Origin of the sequence: Aestuariibaculum sp. YM273 (genome assembly GCF_030908365.1) — a bacterium.
GTDB lineage: Bacteria > Bacteroidota > Bacteroidia > Flavobacteriales > Flavobacteriaceae > Aestuariibaculum > Aestuariibaculum marinum.
Genome location: NZ_CP133090.1, coordinates 1,045,028 through 1,064,941 on the forward strand (window position 1 = coordinate 1,045,028; position 19,914 = coordinate 1,064,941).

21 protein-coding genes are annotated in these 19,914 nt (G+C 35.2%); 3 read left to right on the forward strand and 18 right to left on the reverse strand.

The annotated features are described in order from the left end of the window. Nucleotides 1-108 precede the first annotated feature (108 nt). From arfB to RBH94_RS04415, 5 genes are read right to left on the reverse strand one after another with little or no spacing between them, the layout of a single operon-like run. On the reverse strand, nucleotides 109-516 hold the full coding sequence (gene arfB / locus RBH94_RS04395) for an alternative ribosome rescue aminoacyl-tRNA hydrolase ArfB (protein ID WP_307882547.1): 408 nt from the start codon (nucleotides 514-516) through the stop codon (nucleotides 109-111). Further along, nucleotides 516-2,069: a DUF4301 family protein gene (locus RBH94_RS04400; protein ID WP_307882548.1), complete on the reverse strand. Its 1,554-nt coding sequence runs from the start codon at nucleotides 2,067-2,069 to the stop codon at nucleotides 516-518. Before RBH94_RS04400 ends, arfB begins: the two co-directional genes overlap by 1 nt. Beyond that, nucleotides 2,069-2,638, reverse strand: a complete 570-nt coding sequence (locus tag RBH94_RS04405) for an ATP-binding protein (protein ID WP_307882549.1) — start codon at nucleotides 2,636-2,638, stop codon at nucleotides 2,069-2,071. The genes RBH94_RS04400 and RBH94_RS04405 overlap by 1 nt, the downstream gene beginning before the upstream one ends. Continuing rightward, nucleotides 2,599-3,231, reverse strand: coding sequence for a nicotinamide riboside transporter PnuC (pnuC, locus tag RBH94_RS04410; protein WP_307882550.1), 633 nt, complete (start codon nucleotides 3,229-3,231; stop codon nucleotides 2,599-2,601). The genes RBH94_RS04405 and pnuC overlap by 40 nt, the downstream gene beginning before the upstream one ends. Further along, nucleotides 3,215-3,475, reverse strand: a complete 261-nt coding sequence (locus RBH94_RS04415) for a thiamine-binding protein (protein ID WP_307882551.1) — start codon at nucleotides 3,473-3,475, stop codon at nucleotides 3,215-3,217. The genes pnuC and RBH94_RS04415 overlap by 17 nt, the downstream gene beginning before the upstream one ends. Before the next feature lie 300 nt (nucleotides 3,476-3,775). On the opposite strand from RBH94_RS04415, the gene RBH94_RS04420 reads away from it, so the two are divergent. Continuing rightward, nucleotides 3,776-5,578, forward strand: a complete 1,803-nt coding sequence (locus RBH94_RS04420) for a rhamnogalacturonan lyase (protein ID WP_307882552.1) — start codon at nucleotides 3,776-3,778, stop codon at nucleotides 5,576-5,578. Here the strand turns inward: RBH94_RS04420 and RBH94_RS04425 are convergent. Beyond that, nucleotides 5,568-6,296: a geranylgeranylglyceryl/heptaprenylglyceryl phosphate synthase gene (locus RBH94_RS04425; protein WP_307882553.1), complete on the reverse strand. Its 729-nt coding sequence runs from the start codon at nucleotides 6,294-6,296 to the stop codon at nucleotides 5,568-5,570. The genes RBH94_RS04420 and RBH94_RS04425 overlap by 11 nt on opposite strands. Beyond that, nucleotides 6,297-6,923, reverse strand: coding sequence for a 4'-phosphopantetheinyl transferase superfamily protein (locus RBH94_RS04430; protein ID WP_307882554.1), 627 nt, complete (start codon nucleotides 6,921-6,923; stop codon nucleotides 6,297-6,299). Between the two features lie 126 nt (nucleotides 6,924-7,049). Here RBH94_RS04430 and ahcY point away from each other — a divergent pair, with 126 nt between their 5' ends. After that, nucleotides 7,050-8,366 carry an adenosylhomocysteinase gene (ahcY, locus tag RBH94_RS04435; RefSeq protein ID WP_307882555.1) on the forward strand — a complete coding sequence of 439 codons (1,317 nt, stop codon included), beginning with the start codon at nucleotides 7,050-7,052 and terminating at the stop codon, nucleotides 8,364-8,366. Nucleotides 8,367-8,459: 93 nt separating this feature from the next. Here the strand turns inward: ahcY and RBH94_RS04440 are convergent, their stop codons facing one another. From RBH94_RS04440 to RBH94_RS04475, 8 genes are all read right to left on the reverse strand, one after another. Then, complete coding sequence (locus RBH94_RS04440) at nucleotides 8,460-8,735, reverse strand: hypothetical protein (protein ID WP_188222890.1); 276 nt, start codon at nucleotides 8,733-8,735, stop codon at nucleotides 8,460-8,462. A gap of 118 nt (nucleotides 8,736-8,853) precedes the next feature. Next, on the reverse strand, nucleotides 8,854-9,873 hold the full coding sequence (locus RBH94_RS04445) for a phytase (protein WP_307882556.1): 1,020 nt from the start codon (nucleotides 9,871-9,873) through the stop codon (nucleotides 8,854-8,856). A 13-nt stretch (nucleotides 9,874-9,886) separates the two neighbouring features. Next, the gene (locus RBH94_RS04450; protein ID WP_307882557.1) at nucleotides 9,887-12,727 is read right to left on the reverse strand and encodes a TonB-dependent receptor; all 2,841 of its coding nucleotides are present in this window, start codon (nucleotides 12,725-12,727) and stop codon (nucleotides 9,887-9,889) included. A 158-nt stretch (nucleotides 12,728-12,885) separates the two neighbouring features. Further along, nucleotides 12,886-14,415 carry a tetratricopeptide repeat protein gene (locus RBH94_RS04455; RefSeq protein WP_307882558.1) on the reverse strand — a complete coding sequence of 510 codons (1,530 nt, stop codon included), beginning with the start codon at nucleotides 14,413-14,415 and terminating at the stop codon, nucleotides 12,886-12,888. A 184-nt stretch (nucleotides 14,416-14,599) separates the two neighbouring features. Continuing rightward, entirely contained in the window at nucleotides 14,600-14,860 is a 261-nt protein-coding gene (rpmA, locus tag RBH94_RS04460) for a 50S ribosomal protein L27 (RefSeq protein ID WP_188222886.1), read from the reverse strand. A 23-nt stretch (nucleotides 14,861-14,883) separates the two neighbouring features. Continuing rightward, entirely contained in the window at nucleotides 14,884-15,366 is a 483-nt protein-coding gene (gene rplU / locus RBH94_RS04465; RefSeq protein ID WP_188222885.1) for a 50S ribosomal protein L21, read from the reverse strand. A 95-nt stretch (nucleotides 15,367-15,461) separates the two neighbouring features. Further along, nucleotides 15,462-15,905 (reverse strand): DUF4199 domain-containing protein, encoded by a 444-nt coding sequence (locus tag RBH94_RS04470; RefSeq protein WP_307882559.1) that lies wholly within the window; start codon nucleotides 15,903-15,905, stop codon nucleotides 15,462-15,464. A 90-nt stretch (nucleotides 15,906-15,995) separates the two neighbouring features. Continuing rightward, nucleotides 15,996-16,871, reverse strand: a complete 876-nt coding sequence (locus tag RBH94_RS04475) for a DMT family transporter (protein WP_307882560.1) — start codon at nucleotides 16,869-16,871, stop codon at nucleotides 15,996-15,998. Nucleotides 16,872-16,973: 102 nt separating this feature from the next. On the opposite strand from RBH94_RS04475, the gene RBH94_RS04480 reads away from it, so the two are divergent. Next, nucleotides 16,974-17,462, forward strand: a complete 489-nt coding sequence (locus tag RBH94_RS04480) for a heavy-metal-associated domain-containing protein (RefSeq protein ID WP_307882561.1) — start codon at nucleotides 16,974-16,976, stop codon at nucleotides 17,460-17,462. Nucleotides 17,463-17,512: 50 nt separating this feature from the next. Here RBH94_RS04480 and gldD read toward each other — a convergent pair whose 3' ends face one another. Genes gldD through RBH94_RS04495 form a run of 3 tightly spaced genes read right to left on the reverse strand, consistent with a single transcriptional unit; the run spans nucleotide 17,513 to nucleotide 19,902 of the window. Further along, nucleotides 17,513-18,097, reverse strand: coding sequence for a gliding motility lipoprotein GldD (gldD, locus tag RBH94_RS04485; protein WP_307882562.1), 585 nt, complete (start codon nucleotides 18,095-18,097; stop codon nucleotides 17,513-17,515). Then, the gene (locus RBH94_RS04490) at nucleotides 18,087-19,400 is read right to left on the reverse strand and encodes a gliding motility-associated protein GldE (protein WP_188222880.1); all 1,314 of its coding nucleotides are present in this window, start codon (nucleotides 19,398-19,400) and stop codon (nucleotides 18,087-18,089) included. The genes gldD and RBH94_RS04490 overlap by 11 nt, the downstream gene beginning before the upstream one ends. 43 nt (nucleotides 19,401-19,443) lie before the next feature. Next, nucleotides 19,444-19,902 (reverse strand): single-stranded DNA-binding protein, encoded by a 459-nt coding sequence (locus tag RBH94_RS04495; RefSeq protein ID WP_307882563.1) that lies wholly within the window; start codon nucleotides 19,900-19,902, stop codon nucleotides 19,444-19,446. Between the last annotated feature and the right edge of the window lie 12 nt (nucleotides 19,903-19,914).

The window sequence follows — 19,914 nt, forward strand, 5'->3', positions numbered from 1 at the left end:
CAGCATTATCTGTTCTAGGTTCAATGGGTATGATCTCAGCCGATATAGGCACCCCTTTATGAGAACGCCGCAAAGGTAATAACCAATTACGAAAAGCAAAGTATAATTTTAGTCTAAATTAGGCTTTTTTCTATTTTCCTTTTTTATAGACTGATTCTTCTTACTTTTTAAACGTTTTTTGATAACAGATTTCGGAATTTTGGTGGGCACACGCTTTTTTTGAACTTTTAAAGCGTCTTCTATAAGATTTAGAAAACGCTTTATTATTAGTTCTTTATTTTTATGTTGACTTCTACTTTCTCCACATTGAAGAGTGATAACACCTTCATTGGTTAATCTATTTTGAAGTTTATCTTGAAGCCTTCCTTTTTGAAGATCGTCGAGAACAACCGAATCGTTCAAATTAAAACTTAACTCAACCTTTGATGCGACTTTATTTACATGCTGACCTCCAGCGCCAGAGCTTCTTATCGCTTTAAAGTGTAATTCTTGCACTAAGGCTTCTTTGTCAAACATTACAATACTTGATGCGCCGGTTTCAGTAAATCGTTAACCGTTTTTACAGGATTGAATGTTGATAGAGGAATTTCAACAAAAATAGAATTCCAATCGGCCATACTACCATTCCATAAACCAGGTAGCTCCAAAGCTTTTATTTCTGTCCCATTTTGAGATTTTAAGGTTATAAAAGCCGCATTATGATCAACATAATTCTGCAGATTAAATTTATTGCCTTTGTAATCTTTGGTTCCACAAACTAAATCGGTCGGATTAAAATGTGTTGCATGCTTTACAATAGCCTTTTGAGCTTTATTTTCAACATCGATCTGAGCAAACTCAATAATTTGTAATGACACATCTCCTTTAGAATCTTTCACCCAAAACGGTCCGCCACCTGGTTCACCTTCGTTCTTAACCATTCCACACACACGAATAGGTCGGTTTAGCTTTTTATATAAATAAGATACTTTTTCATTAAAAGTAAAATCATCAAACTCTTCATCTAATTTTACATTCATGCGATGTGTTAAAAACATGGCGATTTCCAAGAGCTTTTGTTCTGAAACAGAATCTTTATCTAATTCATTTAAATAATTAAAAGCCTTTTCCTGCGCATCTAATAAAACACCAGCTAACAACTTTTTAAACTCAGATTGCTTCTTATTTTGTTCTAAAACAACAATATTATCAATGTTCTTTATAAAAATAAGATCTGCATCAAGGCTGTTCAAATTCTCGAGTAATGCTCCGTGACCTGCCGGCCTAAATAATAAATGGCCTTCTGGTGTTCTATACAACTCATTATTCGATTTAATGGCAATGGTATCTGTAGATTTACTTTGATAGGAAAACGACACCTCAAATTTAGTTCCGGTTTTATGCTCAACATGTTCCTGAATCCTGCTGAGCTCCTCTTGAAACTTTTTGGCATGGCCTTCGGAAATGGTAAAATGTAAATTTGCCTTATTATTTGAAGAAGCATATAGGGTAGACTCCAACAAATGCTCGTGAAACGCTGTCAACACCTCATCGTTATATTTATGAAATGGCAACAACCCTTTAGGACATGAACTACAATTAAGTCCGTTTTCTCCAAGCATAACGTTCACAAAAGCAATATATTTTTCCTGTATTTCTAAAGTAGCATAATTTGGAATCTGACTAACCACCTCATGAAAGAAAGGTAATTTTTCCAACCCATTAACAAATACCCAAAAGTTTTTATGGGTTTTTAGGTAATGCCCTAAACGCTCTTCGTCTTCGTGATAATCTTTTAAAAACTGATAAATGAATTTAAACATTCGGGTCGCAGCTCCCGAAGCCGGCACAAACTTTAAAACATTTAAGGAATTTAATCGGTCGTTATATAAATCAACATATTGTTGAATTTCGTGCTTATCGAATTTAAAAATGCCTTTATTAATGGTTGCGGCTTCAACCAAATTCGAAAATGCCATACCCGATTTAAGACGTGCTATTTGCTCAATAACTTTATCTTGAGTAAGGCCGTGATTTTCTATTTGACGGATATCCTTGTCGGTAAACATTACCCCTTTTTCTGTAATCATTAACTTTTCTTTTTCAATAGTTTATCAATATGCCTTACTGCTATTTCCAAACGTTCTTTTTTGCTTCCACTAAGTAATACAAAAGGGCGTTCATTTTCAACTAAGGCATTATGAAAAGCTTCAAACATAGCCTCCCTATCGTTCGGCTTATCCCTCAAATCGTCGGCTTCCCACGGAATATCAATATTAGTTAAAAAATATAAATTGTAAGTGTTTTCTAATGCATATTTTTCTAAAACAGGCTCGCAATGTCCTAAATAATATGCTTCGGAATACACCTTAGTTTCCAGTAAATCAGTATCACAAATTAAAATATCGTCTACTTTTTTAGCTAATTCATTTTCTAATTTTATTTGACCTTTAGCTATAGGCAATAAATCTTCCGGCTCACAGGTTTTACGTTCATTATTCCATTTATCCTGCAAATATTCTCGTGCATATTCCGGCACCCAAATGGAATTATAATGTCTAGCAAGTTGTCTTGACAATGTTGTTTTCCCTGTAGATTCAGGTCCAAATAGCACTACTTTTATGCAACTACTGGGTTGTTGTTTAAAGTCTTCTTCCATGCTTTATATCCATAAATAGCGATTATAGTAAATAATACATACTGAAATGATGTAAAAATTAACCCTTTGTAAAAATACAATGGCACCGAAATAATATCTCCTATAATCCAATACGTCCAGTTTTCTAATTTCTTCTTAGCCATGAGCCACATACCTACAAAAAATATGGCTGTCGTAACCGTATCTACGTAGGCTGTCCAATTATCAAACTTATCATTTACAATATAAACAATTACCACAAAAAACATTGTTAACATAAAAATGATCACACTCCATAAATGCTCCTTCTTAGTCATTTTTGTTATGGGCACCTCATGATTTTCATCATCCTTTCTCGTCCAATAATACCAACCATAAATACTCATTAAAAAGTAATAGGCATTAATGAGCATGTCTCCTAAAAGGCTAAACACCCACAGAATATAAACAAAAATTGCGGTACTTACTATACCTGTTGGATAAACCAGAATGTTTTCTTGCTTAGAATACCAAACACTTAAAAATCCGAAAAAAACTCCGAGAAGCTCAAGAACGATAAGGTAAGTGTCTACGCCCTGATACTGTGAAAACAACCAATCAAAAATGTGGCTCATATTCGTAACGATCAGATTTTACAATTTTCATATAAAACAAGCCACGTTCTATAAGTTCAAACGCTTCTTTTATCTCTGTAGTCAAAACCTGCATAACCTCATCATAATCTCCATAAACCTGAGTACTCAAAGGGTTTTCTAAAACGTTTAAATTTGAAGCTCTTAACTTTTTAATAAAGTTTATAATCGCTGGCTCGTAATCGTCATGTAGCGGCGTAAGGGTTAGCTCTACTGATATTTTCATAAGTCTTTTTTTAAGACCTTAAAAGTACTACCTTTTATATCAAGAGAAAAATTACGATTCAGGATAGCACAGGACAGACTAATTATGTGTAAAATATACATTTGATTAAAACCAGCATTTTATCATTAAACTTTTCTTGATTCAGAGAGTCTTAACACTGAGCCAAACTATTCTAAACCAAATAACTGACTTAAACAATTTATTAAAATGTTTCATTTCAAAAAAATAAAATCCTTAAATACACTTTCTTTTTTATCTGTTTTTCTTTTGTTTAATATCTCCATTTTCGCCCAAAACCAAATGGAAGATTTAGACCGTGGTACCGTAGCAGTTAGAACCAATGAAAATGAAATTTTAATTAGCTGGCGTATTTTGGCTGACGAATTTGAAACTGCATCCTACAACATCTATCGAGGATCTATAAAATTAAACCAAACCCCATTAACTGGAGCTAGTAACTATATCGATAAGACAACATCTAATGAATATTACAGTATTTCAGCCATAATTAATGGTAAAGAACAGAAAAAATCTAAACCTGTTAAAACTTGGAATAACATATATAAAACCATTCCGATAACGGCACCCAAAGGCGGAATATCTCCTGACGGTCGAGAATACAAATATACAGCTAATGATGCTTCGGTTGGCGATTTAGATGGTGATGGTCAATATGAAATAGTATTAAAATGGGAACCTACAAATTCACATGACAACTCGCACCGCGGATACACAGGAAACACATTTTTACAAGGCATTGAATTTAATGGCACTGTATTATGGACCATCGACTTAGGAAAAAACATCCGATCTGGAGCACACTACACCCAATTTATGGTTTACGATTTTGACGGAGACAGCAAAGCTGAAATTGCTTGCAAAACGGCTGATGGCACCACAGATGGAACCGGAAATATTCTTGGAGATGCTGATGCCGATTACAGAAACGAAAGAGGCTATATTCTAGAAGGACCAGAATATTTAAGTGTTTTTTCAGGGGAAACAGGTGAATTTATTACAACCGAACCTTATTTACCTCCTCGTGGAAACGTTGCTGATTGGGGAGACCGCTACGGGAACCGAGTTGACCGTTTTTTGGCTTGCGTAGCCTATTTAGATGGGAAACACCCATCCCTAGTTTTTACACGCGGATATTACACGCGTACCGTTATTGCTGCCTACGATTTTAAAAACAACAAATTAAAAACACGTTGGGTATTTGACACCAACACCAAAGGAAACGAAAAATATTTTGGTCAGGGCAACCATAACCTCGCTGTTGGCGATTTAGACGGTGATGGTTTTGATGAAATTCAGTTTGGGTCTTGTGCTATAGATCATGATGGCACAGGATTATATTCCACAGAATTTGGCCATGGTGATGCGGCGCATTTAGGTGATTTCGATCCATCGCGCAAAGGACTTGAATACTTTATGTGTCATGAAGAAGCCAACGGAACAACCATTCCGGCAATCGATTTTAGAGACCCGAAAAACGGAAACGTAATTTGGAGCATTAAAGGCAAAGGCGATTTTGGTCGTGGCGTTACTGCAGATATCGACCCTAATTATTTAGGAGCCGAAAGCTGGGCTTCTAATGGTTCTGGGATTCATAATGTGAAAGGCGACGTTATTTACAAAACCTACCCAAAAGCTGGTCGCCGTGGTGCCAGCTGGAATATGTTTGGTTGGTGGGATGGTGATCTACTTCGGGAAATTGTTGACAAAACAGTCATCACCAAATGGAATTACGAAACTAAATCTACCGATATGCTACTTAAAGCTTACGATTATGACGGCATGAAACTAAGAAGTAATAACTGGACAAAATCGAATCCATGTTTAATTGCTGATATCTTGGGAGATTGGCGCGAAGAAGTCATCTGGAGAAATGAGGACAATACCGAACTCGTAATTTTTTCAACACCCTACCCTACCGAACATCGAATATTCACTTTGATGCACGATCCACTATATCGCGTGAGTATAGCATGGCAAAATGTAGGTTATAATCAGCCAGCACATACCAGTTTTTATTTAGGTCACGGTATGGAAAAACCAAAAACACCGAATATAGAAATTATAAAAAGGGCTAAGAAATAGTTACATTATTAAAGAACGATTCATCTTGTTCGAAAGCAGTCCCTATAACAACGATATCTGCACCTGCATTATAGGCCGACTCTAATTGTTTTTTGGTTCGAATGCCTCCTCCTACAATTAGCGGCATTTTTAAATCAGCTTTAACCGAAGAAATAATCTTTGTTGTTATTGGGTGTATCGCTCCGCTACCTGCTTCAAGATAGATTAATTTCATTCCGAGGAACTCACCTGCTTTGGCTGTATCAACAATATGTTGAATATCTGCTCTAGACATAGGTTTAGTTGCTGTTACGCGTTGTACGGCAGTTTCCTTTCCGTTTTCAATAAGTAAATAACCCGTCGGAATCACTTCTAAATCTAAATTTCGAAGTTTTGAAACTGACCCCACATGCTTCCCAATAAGATACTCTGGATTCCTTCCTGAAATCAAACTTAAAAACAATAACGCATCGGCTTTAGGTGTAATTTGCGTGACATCGCCTGGAAACAACACGACAGGTAATAATGTGTTTGTTTTTATCGCTTCAACCAAAACATGAGTAGCTTCATCTTCAACGGTGCTTCCGCCAACAAAAATATGAGTTGCTACCGAAGCATTTACTTTAGCTATAAAATCAGGAATCTTTTCAATTGAAAACTTGTCAGGATCAATTAAAACGGCTAATAACTTTTTACCAGAATCAACTGCGGACCGTATGTCTTTATAAACCGATTTCATTTAAGCCATGGCATAGGCACAGGTAAAACCTTCGAACTCTAAAAACTGAACGTTGTATCTGTATTTTTTATCTTCATAATCAATCCACGCAACGGTTTCACTGGCATTATCAGAGGCAGGAATCATTAAACAATGCTGTTTAAAACTCAATCCTGGCGTAGCAAAAAGTTTATATAATGACTCTTTCACACACCAAATCACCGTTAGCTTATTGATATAATCTTCGGTATGTTCTTCCAGATAATTATATTCATAATCAATAAATTTATGAGCAATGACCTGAATTTTTTCACGCTGTTTTTCAATATCAATACCGATTATGCCTTCACTTATTATCACTGCTGAAAACTGAAAGGAATGCGTTATAGAAATCTGCTTACCGTCCTTTAAATGGGGCTTACCATTTTCGTCGTAAAATAAATCAGAATCACTATAACCAAACGCTCTTAAAAGATGTCTTACACTTAAAAATCCACGCTGGTGCATTTCACTTTTCATCCCTGAAACACGACTCAAACTTTCTGGTTTTAAGTCTAATCCGTGCATTAAATCGTCAAACGACTCTGTTATTTTCCAGATTTTAACTGTAGTTTGTGAATTTGGAGTAATGGTTTTATAAAGAGGCATTTAATATTCTAAAAGTTATAGTTATCTTTGCACCGCCTAAGGCAATTTACATTCTTAAAGGCGAATTTAACTAATTAAGTTTTAACCACAAGAATGTTTAGTTTTAAAAACAAAACAAAGATTGATATGAGTACAAAAACGATTCCTTACGTAGCGCATAAAGTAAAAGATATGTCGCTTGCAGACTGGGGTAGAAAAGAAATAGAATTAGCCGAAGCTGAAATGCCGGGATTAATGAGTTTACGTGAGGAGTATGGTGCTTCTCAACCTTTAAAAGGTGCTCGTATTGCCGGATGTTTACACATGACTATTCAAACGGCTGTATTAATTGAAACCTTACAAGCTTTAGGTGCTGAAGTAACTTGGAGTTCTTGTAACATTTTCTCAACGCAAGATCAAGCTGCTGCTGCTATTGCTGCTGCAGGAACTGCTGTTTACGCTTGGAAAGATATGACAGAAGAAGAGTTTGACTGGTGTATCGAGCAAACTTTATTCTTTGGTGAAGACAGAAAGCCGTTAAACATGATTCTTGATGATGGTGGTGATTTAACCAATATGGTTTTAGATAAATATCCTGAGTTAGCTGCCGGAATTAAAGGTTTATCTGAAGAAACAACTACTGGAGTTCACAGACTTTACGAGCGTGTTAAAAACGGAACATTACCAATGCCTGCTATTAACGTTAACGACTCTGTAACTAAATCTAAATTCGATAACAAATACGGATGTAAAGAAAGTGCTGTAGACGCCATTCGTCGTGCTACCGATGTGATGCTTGCCGGAAAACGCGTTGTAGTTTGTGGTTATGGTGATGTTGGTAAAGGTACAGCTGCCTCATTTAAAGGTGCAGGAAGTATTGTTACTGTAACAGAAATCGATCCAATTTGTGCATTACAAGCTGCTATGGACGGTTACGAAGTTAAAAAATTAGAAACCGTTGTTGGTAATGCTGATATTGTGATTACAACAACAGGAAATAAAGATATTGTAAGAGCTGAGCACTTTAAAGCAATGAAGGATAAAACCATCGTTTGTAACATTGGACACTTCGATAACGAAATTCAAATGGCTTGGTTAAACGAAAACTACGGAAACACTAAAAATACCATCAAACCACAGGTTGATAAATATACTGTAGACGGAAACGATATCATTATTTTAGCTGAAGGGCGTTTAGTTAATCTTGGTTGTGCAACTGGTCACCCAAGTTTTGTAATGAGTAACTCGTTCACAAACCAGACATTAGCTCAAATCGAACTTTGGAACAACGCTGAAGCTTACGGAAACGAGGTTTACATGTTACCAAAGCACTTAGATGAAAAAGTGGCCAAATTACACTTAGCTAAAATTGGAGTTGAGTTAACCGAGCTTAATGACGAGCAAGCTAAATATATTGGCGTTACTGTTGAAGGTCCTTTCAAACCAGAACACTACAGATACTAAAATTTGTCATGCTGAATTTATTTCAGCATCTCTTAATACACAAAATCCCGAGCTTCAAAGCTTGGGATTTTTTTATTTTAAATTATGTGGTAATCATTCTTCAACCATATCCTCTTCAAAATACCACCACAAACTGGAATCTATCGCTTTTTGCATCTTAACAATATCGACATCATCATTCAAAAATACCGTAATGTTTTCATTAGCTCGATTTTGGCCAACGGTTTCGCGTATTTCTATATGTTCTATTTCCTTAAAATGCTCTAAGTGCACCTTAATCTTTTCATCTAAAGATTCATCACCTAAATAAATTTTAATGGTTTGCTGCTTTGGGGAATTTCTAATTTCAGATCTAAAAGGAAGTTGCATAGTCTTTTGTTTAGTTGAGGATTTAACTTGCATTAAATTAATCATTTATTCCGAAATAATCAACAAAAAAAGCCTTCCCTAAAAAAGAGAAGGCTTGAAAGTATTGAAAAAAAACTAACTAATCGATTAGCTTAAGTAAAGCTAAATCATGATATAAAAATGTTTTATCATCACTCATAGAAACAAATAAGCCGTTTGGATACTTACTACCCAAAGCGATAGTAGTAACATCGCAACCATCGGTTTCAACAGTTCCTAAATTAATAGTTTTTATAAAGGCATTGGTTTCTAAATCGAACACGTTAAATGTATGCGCCTGTTGATTAGACACTACTAAAAACCCTTTATCGTTGAAATTAGCAATTGCGATTCCCTCGATATCAGCTTTAAAAAGCTCACCACCAAACAAACTAATTTCTTGATTACCTTGCTCCGGATTGGCGTGGTATTTTCTAATTCCAACACCTTCATCTGAATAGTACACATATCCTGAAGCATCATCTACTGCAATGGCTTCAATTTCCTTTTGTCCGCTAAAGGTTCCCACTTTTCTAAGTAAGTTCGCTTTTACGCCTAAAGAATCTGATACCAATTCGTATTGATATAAATACCCTTCGGTTGGCCCTTCTTTTCTACTTACAAAAAAAGAAACAGCTCCATTTTTAGGGTTTTTATAGATTGAAACGCCCATTGGTCGCTTCATCGCAATGTCAGTTTCATCAGCAAAGACTTTAAAACCTCCATTATCCAATGGTGTCATATCTGGCACCGAATATACACGTACCTGGTGTTTTTCTCTTTCGGTAAACACCATAATGTCGGTTTGTGTAGAATCGTTTAATTTAAAACCATATTCTACATCCACATTATTCGGGTAACTCACCCCTGTTAAACTTTTTTCTGGAATTATTTTTCCGTCAAGATTAAAGGCATACACACCACCATTAACCTCATCCTTATCGGTACCAAACACAATGCTTTGCCCCGGATTGGCTTTATTCACCCAAATCGCAGGATCGTCAGTATCGTGAGGTGTGGTTTCGGTTATTGCTGTTGCTACAATTTCAGGTAGTTTAGGTCCGCAACTTACCATTAAAGCTGCGACACCTAAAACTAAATTTATTTTTAATTTTTTCATTTATAATCTAATCTTACTTCTTTTTAAACAAATCGTATTTTAAACCAAAGTTCAGGCGTTTTTCATAGTATTCCATTTGCATGGTTCTTCCTTTTACTCCTTGGTAATAACGTAATGGTTGATTTGTGATATTATTTAAATTCACATATAAACTCAACTGTTTTGATAAGGCTACATTAGCATTGAAATCTAAGAAAAACTGTTTGTCGTAGTAACGATCTTCGAATGCACGACCACCAATTTCATCAACATACGCATCAGAGAAGTTTCCTGATAAACGCACGCTAAAGTGTTTATCGGCATACCCTAACGATCCGTTAAACATGTTTGGTGCTGTGTTTGGTAAATCTAAATCGGTACGCTCATCACCATCTTCGTTATAAATACCATCTGTGTTAGAAGTTAAATACGTATAGTTTAAGAAAATGCTGAAGTTTTTAGCAAACCCTGGTAAGAAATCTAAACGACGTTGTAAAGACACCTCTGCTCCAAATACTGTAGCTCCATTTCCATTTAACGGTTTGTAAACTTCAAATCCGTTATCGTCTTCAGAGACATTAGTGTAAATAAAATCCTGAATATCCTTATAGAATACACCTCCCGATAATAATCCAACAGATTTAAAATACTGCTCGGCCATAACGTCGAAGTTCATCGATGTTGTTGGGTTTAATTCTGAGTTTCCGAAGTAAATTTCTTCATCCTCATTATTAATTTCCTGATAAGGCACTAAATCTACATAATTAGGACGCGCTATTGTATTTGTCCACGCAAAACGCAACACCGTATTTTCAGCTACATTATATTTTAAATGTACGCCTGGTAATAAATTTGTATAGTTTGCTTTATCCTTAACAACCTGTGTACCATCGTAATCACCATCTTCGTTAAAGACCAATATATTTCCTTCACTGTCAATTGCCGTATGCTCTAAACGCACCCCAGCTAACACAGAAAACTTATCTGAAAACTGCTGATTTAACATAGCGTAACCTGCATAAACATTTTCGTTTACATCGAAATTAGCTGTTAAATATTCATCTGGAAGATCTTCACCTTCAAAAAGACTTGAATCATTAAAATTTAATCCTCCTAAATAATCGGCTGAAGCAAACGAGCCAACCTGATACTGGCTACCTGCCAAGAAATCATTATCTGAATAGTTTTTAGTAGGAATATCACCTAAAATATCTAAAGCTCCGGTCTCATCACTAAATTCCATAAAGTCGTTATCTCTGTTTTTGTTTTTTAAACGACTTTTAAATCCGAATTTCAAGAAACCTTCCTGATTATCAACTAAAGTTAAAGGCGCTTTTACATTGACGAAAAAGTTTACGTCTTTCTCTTCGGTATACTGATTCTCTTCAGAGATTTCATCTAATTCAAATAACCTATAATCTGCTTCTGCACCATCTAAAGGCGTAAATAATGGTTTATCGGCATTGTTGTTAAACGCTACACCGTATTCACTTTCATATTCTAAATAACGCTCGTTTAAACGTTCTTCTGAAGCTTTCGAGAAAGACGCCATCCAGTCTAATTCTACATTACCTAACAAGTGATCACCACCTACGCTGTAGTTTTGCATACGTTGATCTTCAAGACGTGCATTTTTATTACGTCCGCCAGCAATACCGCCTTTAGTTTGACGCTTTGCTTCAACAGGGAAACTCGTTAAATTTCCGTTCGCATCAACAGAGAAATCACCAGGCCCAATATCTTCACCATCTAAGATTTCGTTTTCTAAACGGAAACGGTTCTCACGGTCATCTCTCCAGTTATAGATTGATTTAAAATATAAATTATTAGTCTCATTTAATTTATAATCGAAGTTAGCAGAAAAGCTTCGGCGCACACGTTGTACTAAATACTCTCTAATTTCGAACACTTTTGCGTACGGATTTACAGCAACTTCCTCTAAGTTATCTTCGTCTCCGTTATTGAATTCGAATTCATCTTCCCATTCTGCTTCAACGTTATCACTTCCAAAATCATTATCGTTGATAGACGCAGAAACCATCCATCCGAATTTATCATTTTTAGAACGATTTCCGACTAAGAATGACCCATTTAAGATTCGTTTGTCTGTTATAAAATTTACCCCAGAACCTGCAGTAGTAGATAAACGGAACCCTTGTGGTGATGTTCTTGTTATTAAATTTACCGAACCACCAAGCGCATCGGCATCCATATCTGGAGTTACCGCTTTGTTTACCTCAATGGTTTGTATCATATCAGAAGGAATTAAATCCATCTGTACGTTACGGTTATCACCCTCTGCCGAAGGAATACGGCTACCATTTAAAGTTACCGAGTTTAATTGTGGAGATAAACCACGAATAATAATATTTCTCGCTTCCCCTTGATCAACCTGCATAGTAATTCCAGGAATACGTTTTACAGCATCACCAATATTAGCATCTGGGAATTTACCAATTTGATCGGTAGACACGATATTGGTAATGTTTTGTTTGTTTTTTTGCGTGTTTAACGCTCTGGCTTGTCCGCCTAAACCATATCCCGTTACAAGCACCTCATCTAGAGTTGTAGATTCAGAACTCATAGTAACATTTAAAGTCACTGTTTGGTTTGGTTTTACAGTTACTTCTTTTTCTACGCTGGAATAACCAAGAAAGCTAAATACTAATTTTTGAAGCCCTTCGTTTACTCCTACAATAGTATAGGTACCATCAAAATCGGTAACAGCCCCTTTGTTAAAACCTTGTACAGCAATAGTGGCTCCCGGCACGGTAATACCGTTTTCATCGGTAATAACCCCTTGTATATTTCCGGTTTGTGAAAAGCTACTTAAAGAAAATCCAAGCAGCATTAAAAAAACTAAATAGTGTTTCATTTTTGAGTTGATTGTTTTTAGTTAAATTCTTGGAGCAAAACTACCTACCAACACTCTCAAATAGCTAAAGCTAGTGTTAACAAACCGTAACAAACCACCGCACTTAGGGTATATTACAAGGCAACATTAACATTAGCGTAACATAGCGTTAAGTTTTGCTACACATTTGCCAAAAACACATCTAATTTTTCCTTAGGCTCAAGTGGCAATTTTTTTCGCATGCGGTAACGCGCAATTCGAACACTATCGGGTGTAATATGAAGAATAGATGCCATATCCTTTGAAGACAGATTTAATTTGATAAGCATACACAAACGCAAATCGGAAGTTGACAATTCTTCTTTGGCCTTTTCTTTTAATTTATCGAAGAATCCCGGATGAATTTGCCCGAAGAACCCTAAGAGCTCACTCCATTCATTTTGTTGTGATAATTCGAAATTAATATCCTTTGCCAGACTCTCAAGTTTACTTTTTACAAGTTCGCTATTCCTATCTTTAACATTTAACAAGGTTCTGGAAACATCGGAAAGCATTTTATTTTTCTGCGCCAGATTCAAACTATAATTAGTAAGTGCCGACACCTGAATATCTATTTCGCGTTTTAATGCTTTTTCTTCAGAAGTTTTACGCTCTAAATCCGCTTGTAATAGTTGTTGTTTATATTGAAGAATGGTTTTTTCTTGTTTCTTTTTTTTCCTGAAATACATCAAAACACCAATAAAAATCATTGTTAAGGCAACAGTGAATAAACCAATGATTACCTGCCTTTGTTTACTTAATTCATTTTGCTTACTCAACAACTGAACTTCTGTTTCACGCTCCTTTACATCATGTAAAATCTGTAGAGAACTCACCAATTCCGCATTATGGCGCTTCAGTTCTTGCTCATTGGCAATCGTCTGGTCACTTAAATACTGATAGGCCTTGTGAAAATCTCCCTTTTCTGCGTATGTCCTGGCTAAATCCTTTAAAGCACTTTCAATCTGAGATCCATTTTTTGTCTCGCGTGATAACTTTAACGCCTGTTGTGTATAATGAAGTGCTTTATGATAATTCCCGGATTTCCGATTGGCATCACCTAAATTATTGATGATATTAATTTTAACATCAGATATGCTGTGATTCGCATAATTAAAAGCCTTAGAAAAATATTGATAAGCCAAATCATAATCTGCCAAATCTTCGTATATGCTCCCAATATTTTCGTTGGTTATCGCCAAGCCAGTACTGTCATTTAAGGACTTAAAAAGCAGCAAACTTGTTTCCTGGTAGTTTAAAGCTTCTTCATATTGCTTTTGTTTTTCTGCAACACTTCCTAATAAAGCATTGGTTTCAGCCAAACCTTTTTTATAATTCAAACGTTTTGAAACATTTAAACTTTGTAATAAATATGATTTAGCCTCACCATACTGTTTAAGGTCATGATGAATTTCAGCTAAATGATTATTAAGACAAACAAATAATGTATCCGTGTCACTATGAAATTGCTGTGCTAAATGATATTGCTTTACAGCTTCACTGTCTAAACCCAAACTTCTATAAAACACTCCAAGCTTCATGTAAACTGAAGCTACAGTAAACGAATCATTTTTGGTTTGCGCAGACTGTAATTGGGATTTAAGGGAGCTAAATTTTAAATCGACTTGAGAAGAATATATAGTATCCTGAGCCTGCAAATAAACAGACATGATTAAAAAAAAAGTAGATAAAAGTAATTTTAAGTAAGGCACAATTAAAGTTCTATTTTATAAAAACCTTAAAAAAACGTAGCCTGTATTACTTAAACATGTATTTAATATTAAGTTATAATTATTAAACACGAAAACCCTTCCTGTAAACAGAAAGGGTTTAATATCTTAAAAAGATTGTTTCTTAAGCTTCGAAAGGCTCGATAGAAACGTAAGACTTGTTGTCTTTCTTTTTAGTGAATTTTACAACGCCATCAACTTGAGCGTGTAAAGTATGATCTTTACCTTGGTAAACATTTTCACCTGGGTGGTGTGTGTTACCTCTTTGTCTAACGATAATGTTTCCAGCTAATGCAGCTTGACCACCAAAAATCTTAACACCTAATCGTTTCGATTCTGATTCTCTACCGTTTTTCGAACTTCCGACTCCTTTTTTATGTGCCATTTTATTTCGATTTTATTTTGTTATTAACTTAAAGCAGCAATTAAATCGGCTTTCTTCATTGAAGAATATCCTGAAATATCTTTTGCTTTCGCCATTTCTCTTAATTCAGCAACAGTTAAAGCGCTTAAATCTTGAGATGCTTCAGCTTTAGGAGCTTCTGCTTTTTTCTCAGCTTTAGCAGCTGGCTTAGCACCTGAAGCAACGATACTTTCAATAACAATCTCTGTTAAAGCTTGTCTGTGACCGTTTTTTACACGGTAACCTTTTCTACGTTTCTTCTTGAAAACTATTACTTTATCACCTTTAAGGTGCTTTAAAACTTTTGCTCCTACTTGAGCTCCGTTTATAGCCGGGGCGCCTACAGTTACATTGTCACCATCGCTTAAAAGAAGTACATTATCAAAAGATACTGCTTCACCTTCTTCTGTTGCTAAACGATTAACAAAAACTTTTTGGTCTTTTTCAACTTTAAATTGTTGCCCTGCTATCTCTACAATTGCGTACATAGCGTAACGTTTATTAATTAAATTTGTTATAAATACTACTAACCTTATATAAGGCGGGTGCAAATATACTGCTAATTAATTAATTTACAAACGTTTTATTTAGTTTGCGTACTATTTTTTAAAAATTGCATAACTACCAGAGTTGCAATGACTGTAGTGGCGAATCCCATGATTAGAACAACAAAGGTAACTAAGCCTGTATCAGCATCTAATCCACCGTTAAGCACTTTAAATAATTCTGATAGAAAACCTGCATTTATTTCAGTTATGTAAAACAAGAAGAAGAATGTAAATAATATTGCTGCAATAAAACCTGTTATTAAGCCGGTTTTAAAACCTTCACCATACGAAAATGCTTCAGGTTTTTCTAACTTAGTTAGCTTAACTGCTTCATAAATTCCAAAGGCTGTTATAACCGCATTAAAAAAACTAAACGCCGGATAAATATGCCTATGAAATAAAGCAAGAATTAGAAAATAAGCAATTAACACGGCACTGGTAACCAGACCAAATCGGATAGGAAGAGCTATTTTTTTCATTTTTACTAGAAATTAATTCTCTTAAATTTCGTGAAAATTCCTGAAAAAAAATAATTTAAATTCAATTATTAACAACTGAATATCTGAAAGTTACTGTCGGCGATGCACTAAAAAAACACCTAAAAGAATTACAAAACTAGCCCCTGCCTGAACCAAACTAAACCGCTCACCATCAAGAAACCCCCACATTAAAGCAACGATAGGCATCACATAAGTAACCGACGACGTAAATACAGGCGTACTGATTTTAACCAGTTTATTAAACATGATTTTTGCCATCGCTGTACCAAAAAAGGACAAGGTTGCTATATACACCATGGACATTTTGAACTCTGGATTTCTAAATGTCTTTTCTGAAAAGAAATCTACAAAGAACAACATAATTATGGCCGGAAAAAAGATTACCGTATAATTTCCTGCCGCAATGGTTAATGGTTTGACGTTATGTAAATAACGTTTGATTATATTCACATTCAACCCGTACATTAAACCAGACAAAAGTATAAATCCAGCATACCAATAATTTTGACTCGGATTGAGATCAGCGCCATTCAACATCAAAATACAAGATCCTATAAACCCGATAACTAAACCTAAAAACTGACGTTTAGAAGACGGAATATTAAAAAAGGCCAACCCCAGCCAAAACGTATGCATGGGTACCAAAGAATTTAGCACTGAAGTTACAGCACTATCAATTTCAGTTTCTGCAATAGCAAATAAAAATGCCGGAATAAAAGACCCTACCAGCCCCGAGAGAGCTAACCACTTCCATTCGTTTAAGGTTACACTTTTCAAGCCTCTAAACCCTAAAGCCAATAAAATTAAAGACGTTATTAAATTTCTCAAAACCCCGAGCTGCATCGGTGTTAACCCTAAAAGTGATTTTTTAATTAAAATAAAAGAACTCCCCCAGATTAACGAGAGTATAAATAAATATACCCACTTTAAATTTTGACTTTTCACCTAGCTTTTTTGTTTTAGGCCACAAAATTAGAATTTCTAAAAGCAATAAACCGTATTATTTACTAATTTTGTGATTCTTAATACCTTTTAAAATCATTGAAAATGAAAAACATATTCTTTATCGCCTTATTATCTCTTCTCGCTTTTAACTGCAAGAATAAAGCTGAAGCTGAAATAAAAACTGTTGAAGTTGCTACAGCCAATACTGCTCAAAAGTTAGACCCAAATGCCATTTACGCTAAAGCAGAGTTTACTGTTGAAGGCATGACTTGTATGATGGGGTGTGCTAAAACCATTGAAAATAAATTGGCTAAGATGGATGGTGTAAAATCTGCAAAAGTAGATTTTGACAAAAAATTAGCCATGGTAGAATATAACGAAGCTATGGTTACTCCAGAAAACTTAACTGAAACTGTTGCGCTTGTTAGCGATACCTACAAAGTTAGCGACATGAAAACTGTTGATAGTTTTTCAACTGGTAAAGCTTGTGATGCGAATTGCGCTGAAGCATGTTGTGCAAATAAAACAGCTGAAGAAAAAGCGGCTTGTGATCAAGATTGTAAAAAAGCTTGTTGTGCTGAAAAAGCTTAACATTTACTAATAACATATAAAAAAAGCGTCTCGAAATCGAGACGCTTTTTTTATTTCCACCTTAAAGTTTCCATTATATGTTCAATATCTTTTTGCAGATAATTAGCTGCCGGTAATATGGAGTCGTAATTGGGTTTTGCATAAAAGTATAATGACCCCGTTAAAAAATGATTCACACTATCAGTAACATAAAACTGTGTTGGTGAGGCCACATCGCCTTTTACTTCTGATAACACCCCGTAAACTTTTCGTTCTTCATTTTCATACGGAAATGCCGGAATCTCGTCTGCTTTTATCGTGTGTTCTAAAGTTAATTTTTGCGCATCTCTTAAATAAGATTCCAAGTTTCTTTTATCACCATTAATAGCCTTATAAGTTACAAATATGGTTCCTTTCATTGAAGGATATTGCAAATCTATACCGTAACTCTCGGTTGCTGATCGCATAGGTTTTACATTTACTTCGGTTGCCAGTTTATTGGTTTCAAACGAAAACGGCAACCCTGTAAAATCAGGCCTAGCGTATTTGTGCTGCGGATAATCTAATCTTAAAAAGGCTTTTGGCTTGGGTACATAATCCTCGCCGCAAGACATACATAGTACTATAAATAAGAGTAAGTAAATATTATTCTTCATCAAGAATGGTAAATTTTACAAGCTTTATACGTTTCTTATCTAAAGCTTCAATTTTAAAAACGAAATTTTTAAAATTTATTTTACTGTTTAACTTCGGAAAGCTTTTCGAAATCTCTAAAACAAAACCAGCAATCGTTTCTGCTTCGCCTTTATTTTCTTCGAAAATCGTTTCATCTTCAATTTTAATAATTTTATAAAAATCTTTCAGCGCTGTTTTCCCTTCAAACACAAAATTGTGATCATCGAGTTTTGAATAGGTTAAATCTTCATCGTCAAACTCATCACTAATATCACCAACAATTTCTTCAATAATATCCTCCAAAGAAATCAGCCCTGAAGTTCCTCCATACTCATCAACCACAACTGCTAAATGCACTTTCTTTTCCTGAAACTCCGTCATTAAATCATCCAGTTTTTTGTTTTCAGGCACGAAAAACGGTTCACGAATTAAGCTGGTCCAATCGAACTGTTTCCTATCGATATATGGCAATAAATCCTTCACATAAAGAATACCTTTTATCGTATCGATATTATCCTGATACACCGGAATTCGGGAATAGCCATTGTCTATAATTTCGGCAAGAACATCGGCATACTTTTGTTCAATATTAAGCGCAAAAATATCAATTCTCGGGCGCATCACCTGTTTGGTATCAGTATTACCAAAATTTACAATACCCTGTAATATTTTATGCTCCTCTGTGGTCGTATCCTCTTCACTGGTCAACTCTAAAGCCTGCGATAACTGATCGACACTTAAATTAGACTTTTGCTTTCCCAATTTATTATGAATCGCTAAAGTTACGCTTCGCATTGGCAAACTTAAAGGTGACAATAAAACATCTAGCACCTTTAAAGGATACGCCATAAACAACGCAAACTTTAAATTGTTACGGCTGGCATAAATTTTAGGTAAAATTTCCCCGAATAATAAAATTAAGAAGGTTACAATAACCACCTCTATCACAAACTTAATTAAGGCCGATGTTATTCCTGAAAACACAAAGCTACTTAAGTAGGCAAACAAAATAACGACTGCAATATTGATAAAGTTATTAGCCACTAAAATGGTCGCCAATAATTTCTTAGGTCGATCTAACAACTCTGAAATGATTTGAATGGGTCTAGACTTCTCCTCTAAACCTTTTTCAATATCGCTACGTGAAAGTGAGAACATGGCAACTTCAGCTCCAGAAATAAGTGCTGAAGAACATAGCAGTATAAATAATAACACAAAACCAAAAACAACTGAATAATCAACTGCTGCTATTAAACTACTAAAACTGGCGGGCTCAGGGTCCAAATACTAATATTTAAGTTAAACATAAACGCTTTCTGGCGTTTTCTTAAAATGGAAGATCGTCATCTTCTATAGGTTCGCTTGAAACAGGTTTATTTTCTACTGGTTTTTCAGGCTTTGATGCACTTGGCGTATTAGAGGCTGCTGCTTGTTGTGCTTCACTTTCCTTTTTAGTAGTTAAAAATGTAAAATCTGTACATTGAATTTCGGTCGAGTAACGTTCATTACCTGAATCGTCTTGCCATTTTCTGGTTTTAAGACGCCCCTCAATATACACCTTGTCTCCTTTGCTTAAATACTTTTCGCAAATTTCGGCTCCTTTATTTCTAACAACAATATTATGCCATTCGGTATTGGTTACACGTTCGTTAGTTTGTTTACTAACGTATGTTTCATTAGTAGCCAAAGGAAAACGCCCCACGCATCCACCACCTTCAAAATAGTGCATTTTCACCTCGTCACCTAAATGACCAATTAACATTACTTTATTTAAAGTTCCAGACATATATTATAGTTT

Bases quoted from the DNA above. Each gene is read 5' to 3' on its own strand.
- RBH94_RS04480 (WP_307882561.1), top strand. From the start codon at position 16,974: ATGAAAAACATATTCTTTATCGCCTTATTATCTCTTCTCGCTTTTAAC.
- rpmA (WP_188222886.1), bottom strand. From the start codon at position 14,860: ATGGCACATAAAAAAGGAGTCGGAAGTTCGAAAAACGGTAGAGAATCA.
- RBH94_RS04445 (WP_307882556.1), bottom strand. From the start codon at position 9,873: ATGAAAAAATTAAAAATAAATTTAGTTTTAGGTGTCGCAGCTTTAATG.
- RBH94_RS04450 (WP_307882557.1), bottom strand. From the start codon at position 12,727: ATGAAACACTATTTAGTTTTTTTAATGCTGCTTGGATTTTCTTTAAGT.
- RBH94_RS04400 (WP_307882548.1), bottom strand. From the start codon at position 2,069: ATGATTACAGAAAAAGGGGTAATGTTTACCGACAAGGATATCCGTCAA.
- ahcY (WP_307882555.1), top strand. From the start codon at position 7,050: ATGAGTACAAAAACGATTCCTTACGTAGCGCATAAAGTAAAAGATATG.
- pnuC (WP_307882550.1), bottom strand. From the start codon at position 3,231: ATGAGCCACATTTTTGATTGGTTGTTTTCACAGTATCAGGGCGTAGAC.
- RBH94_RS04495 (WP_307882563.1), bottom strand. From the start codon at position 19,902: ATGTCTGGAACTTTAAATAAAGTAATGTTAATTGGTCATTTAGGTGAC.
- arfB (WP_307882547.1), bottom strand. From the start codon at position 516: ATGTTTGACAAAGAAGCCTTAGTGCAAGAATTACACTTTAAAGCGATA.
- RBH94_RS04425 (WP_307882553.1), bottom strand. From the start codon at position 6,296: ATGAAATCGGTTTATAAAGACATACGGTCCGCAGTTGATTCTGGTAAA.
- RBH94_RS04415 (WP_307882551.1), bottom strand. From the start codon at position 3,475: ATGAAAATATCAGTAGAGCTAACCCTTACGCCGCTACATGACGATTAC.
- RBH94_RS04430 (WP_307882554.1), bottom strand. From the start codon at position 6,923: ATGCCTCTTTATAAAACCATTACTCCAAATTCACAAACTACAGTTAAA.
- rplU (WP_188222885.1), bottom strand. From the start codon at position 15,366: ATGTACGCAATTGTAGAGATAGCAGGGCAACAATTTAAAGTTGAAAAA.
- RBH94_RS04470 (WP_307882559.1), bottom strand. From the start codon at position 15,905: ATGAAAAAAATAGCTCTTCCTATCCGATTTGGTCTGGTTACCAGTGCC.
- RBH94_RS04440 (WP_188222890.1), bottom strand. From the start codon at position 8,735: ATGCAACTTCCTTTTAGATCTGAAATTAGAAATTCCCCAAAGCAGCAA.
- RBH94_RS04420 (WP_307882552.1), top strand. From the start codon at position 3,776: ATGGAAGATTTAGACCGTGGTACCGTAGCAGTTAGAACCAATGAAAAT.
- RBH94_RS04405 (WP_307882549.1), bottom strand. From the start codon at position 2,638: ATGGAAGAAGACTTTAAACAACAACCCAGTAGTTGCATAAAAGTAGTG.
- RBH94_RS04455 (WP_307882558.1), bottom strand. From the start codon at position 14,415: ATGTCTGTTTATTTGCAGGCTCAGGATACTATATATTCTTCTCAAGTC.
- gldD (WP_307882562.1), bottom strand. From the start codon at position 18,097: ATGAAGAATAATATTTACTTACTCTTATTTATAGTACTATGTATGTCT.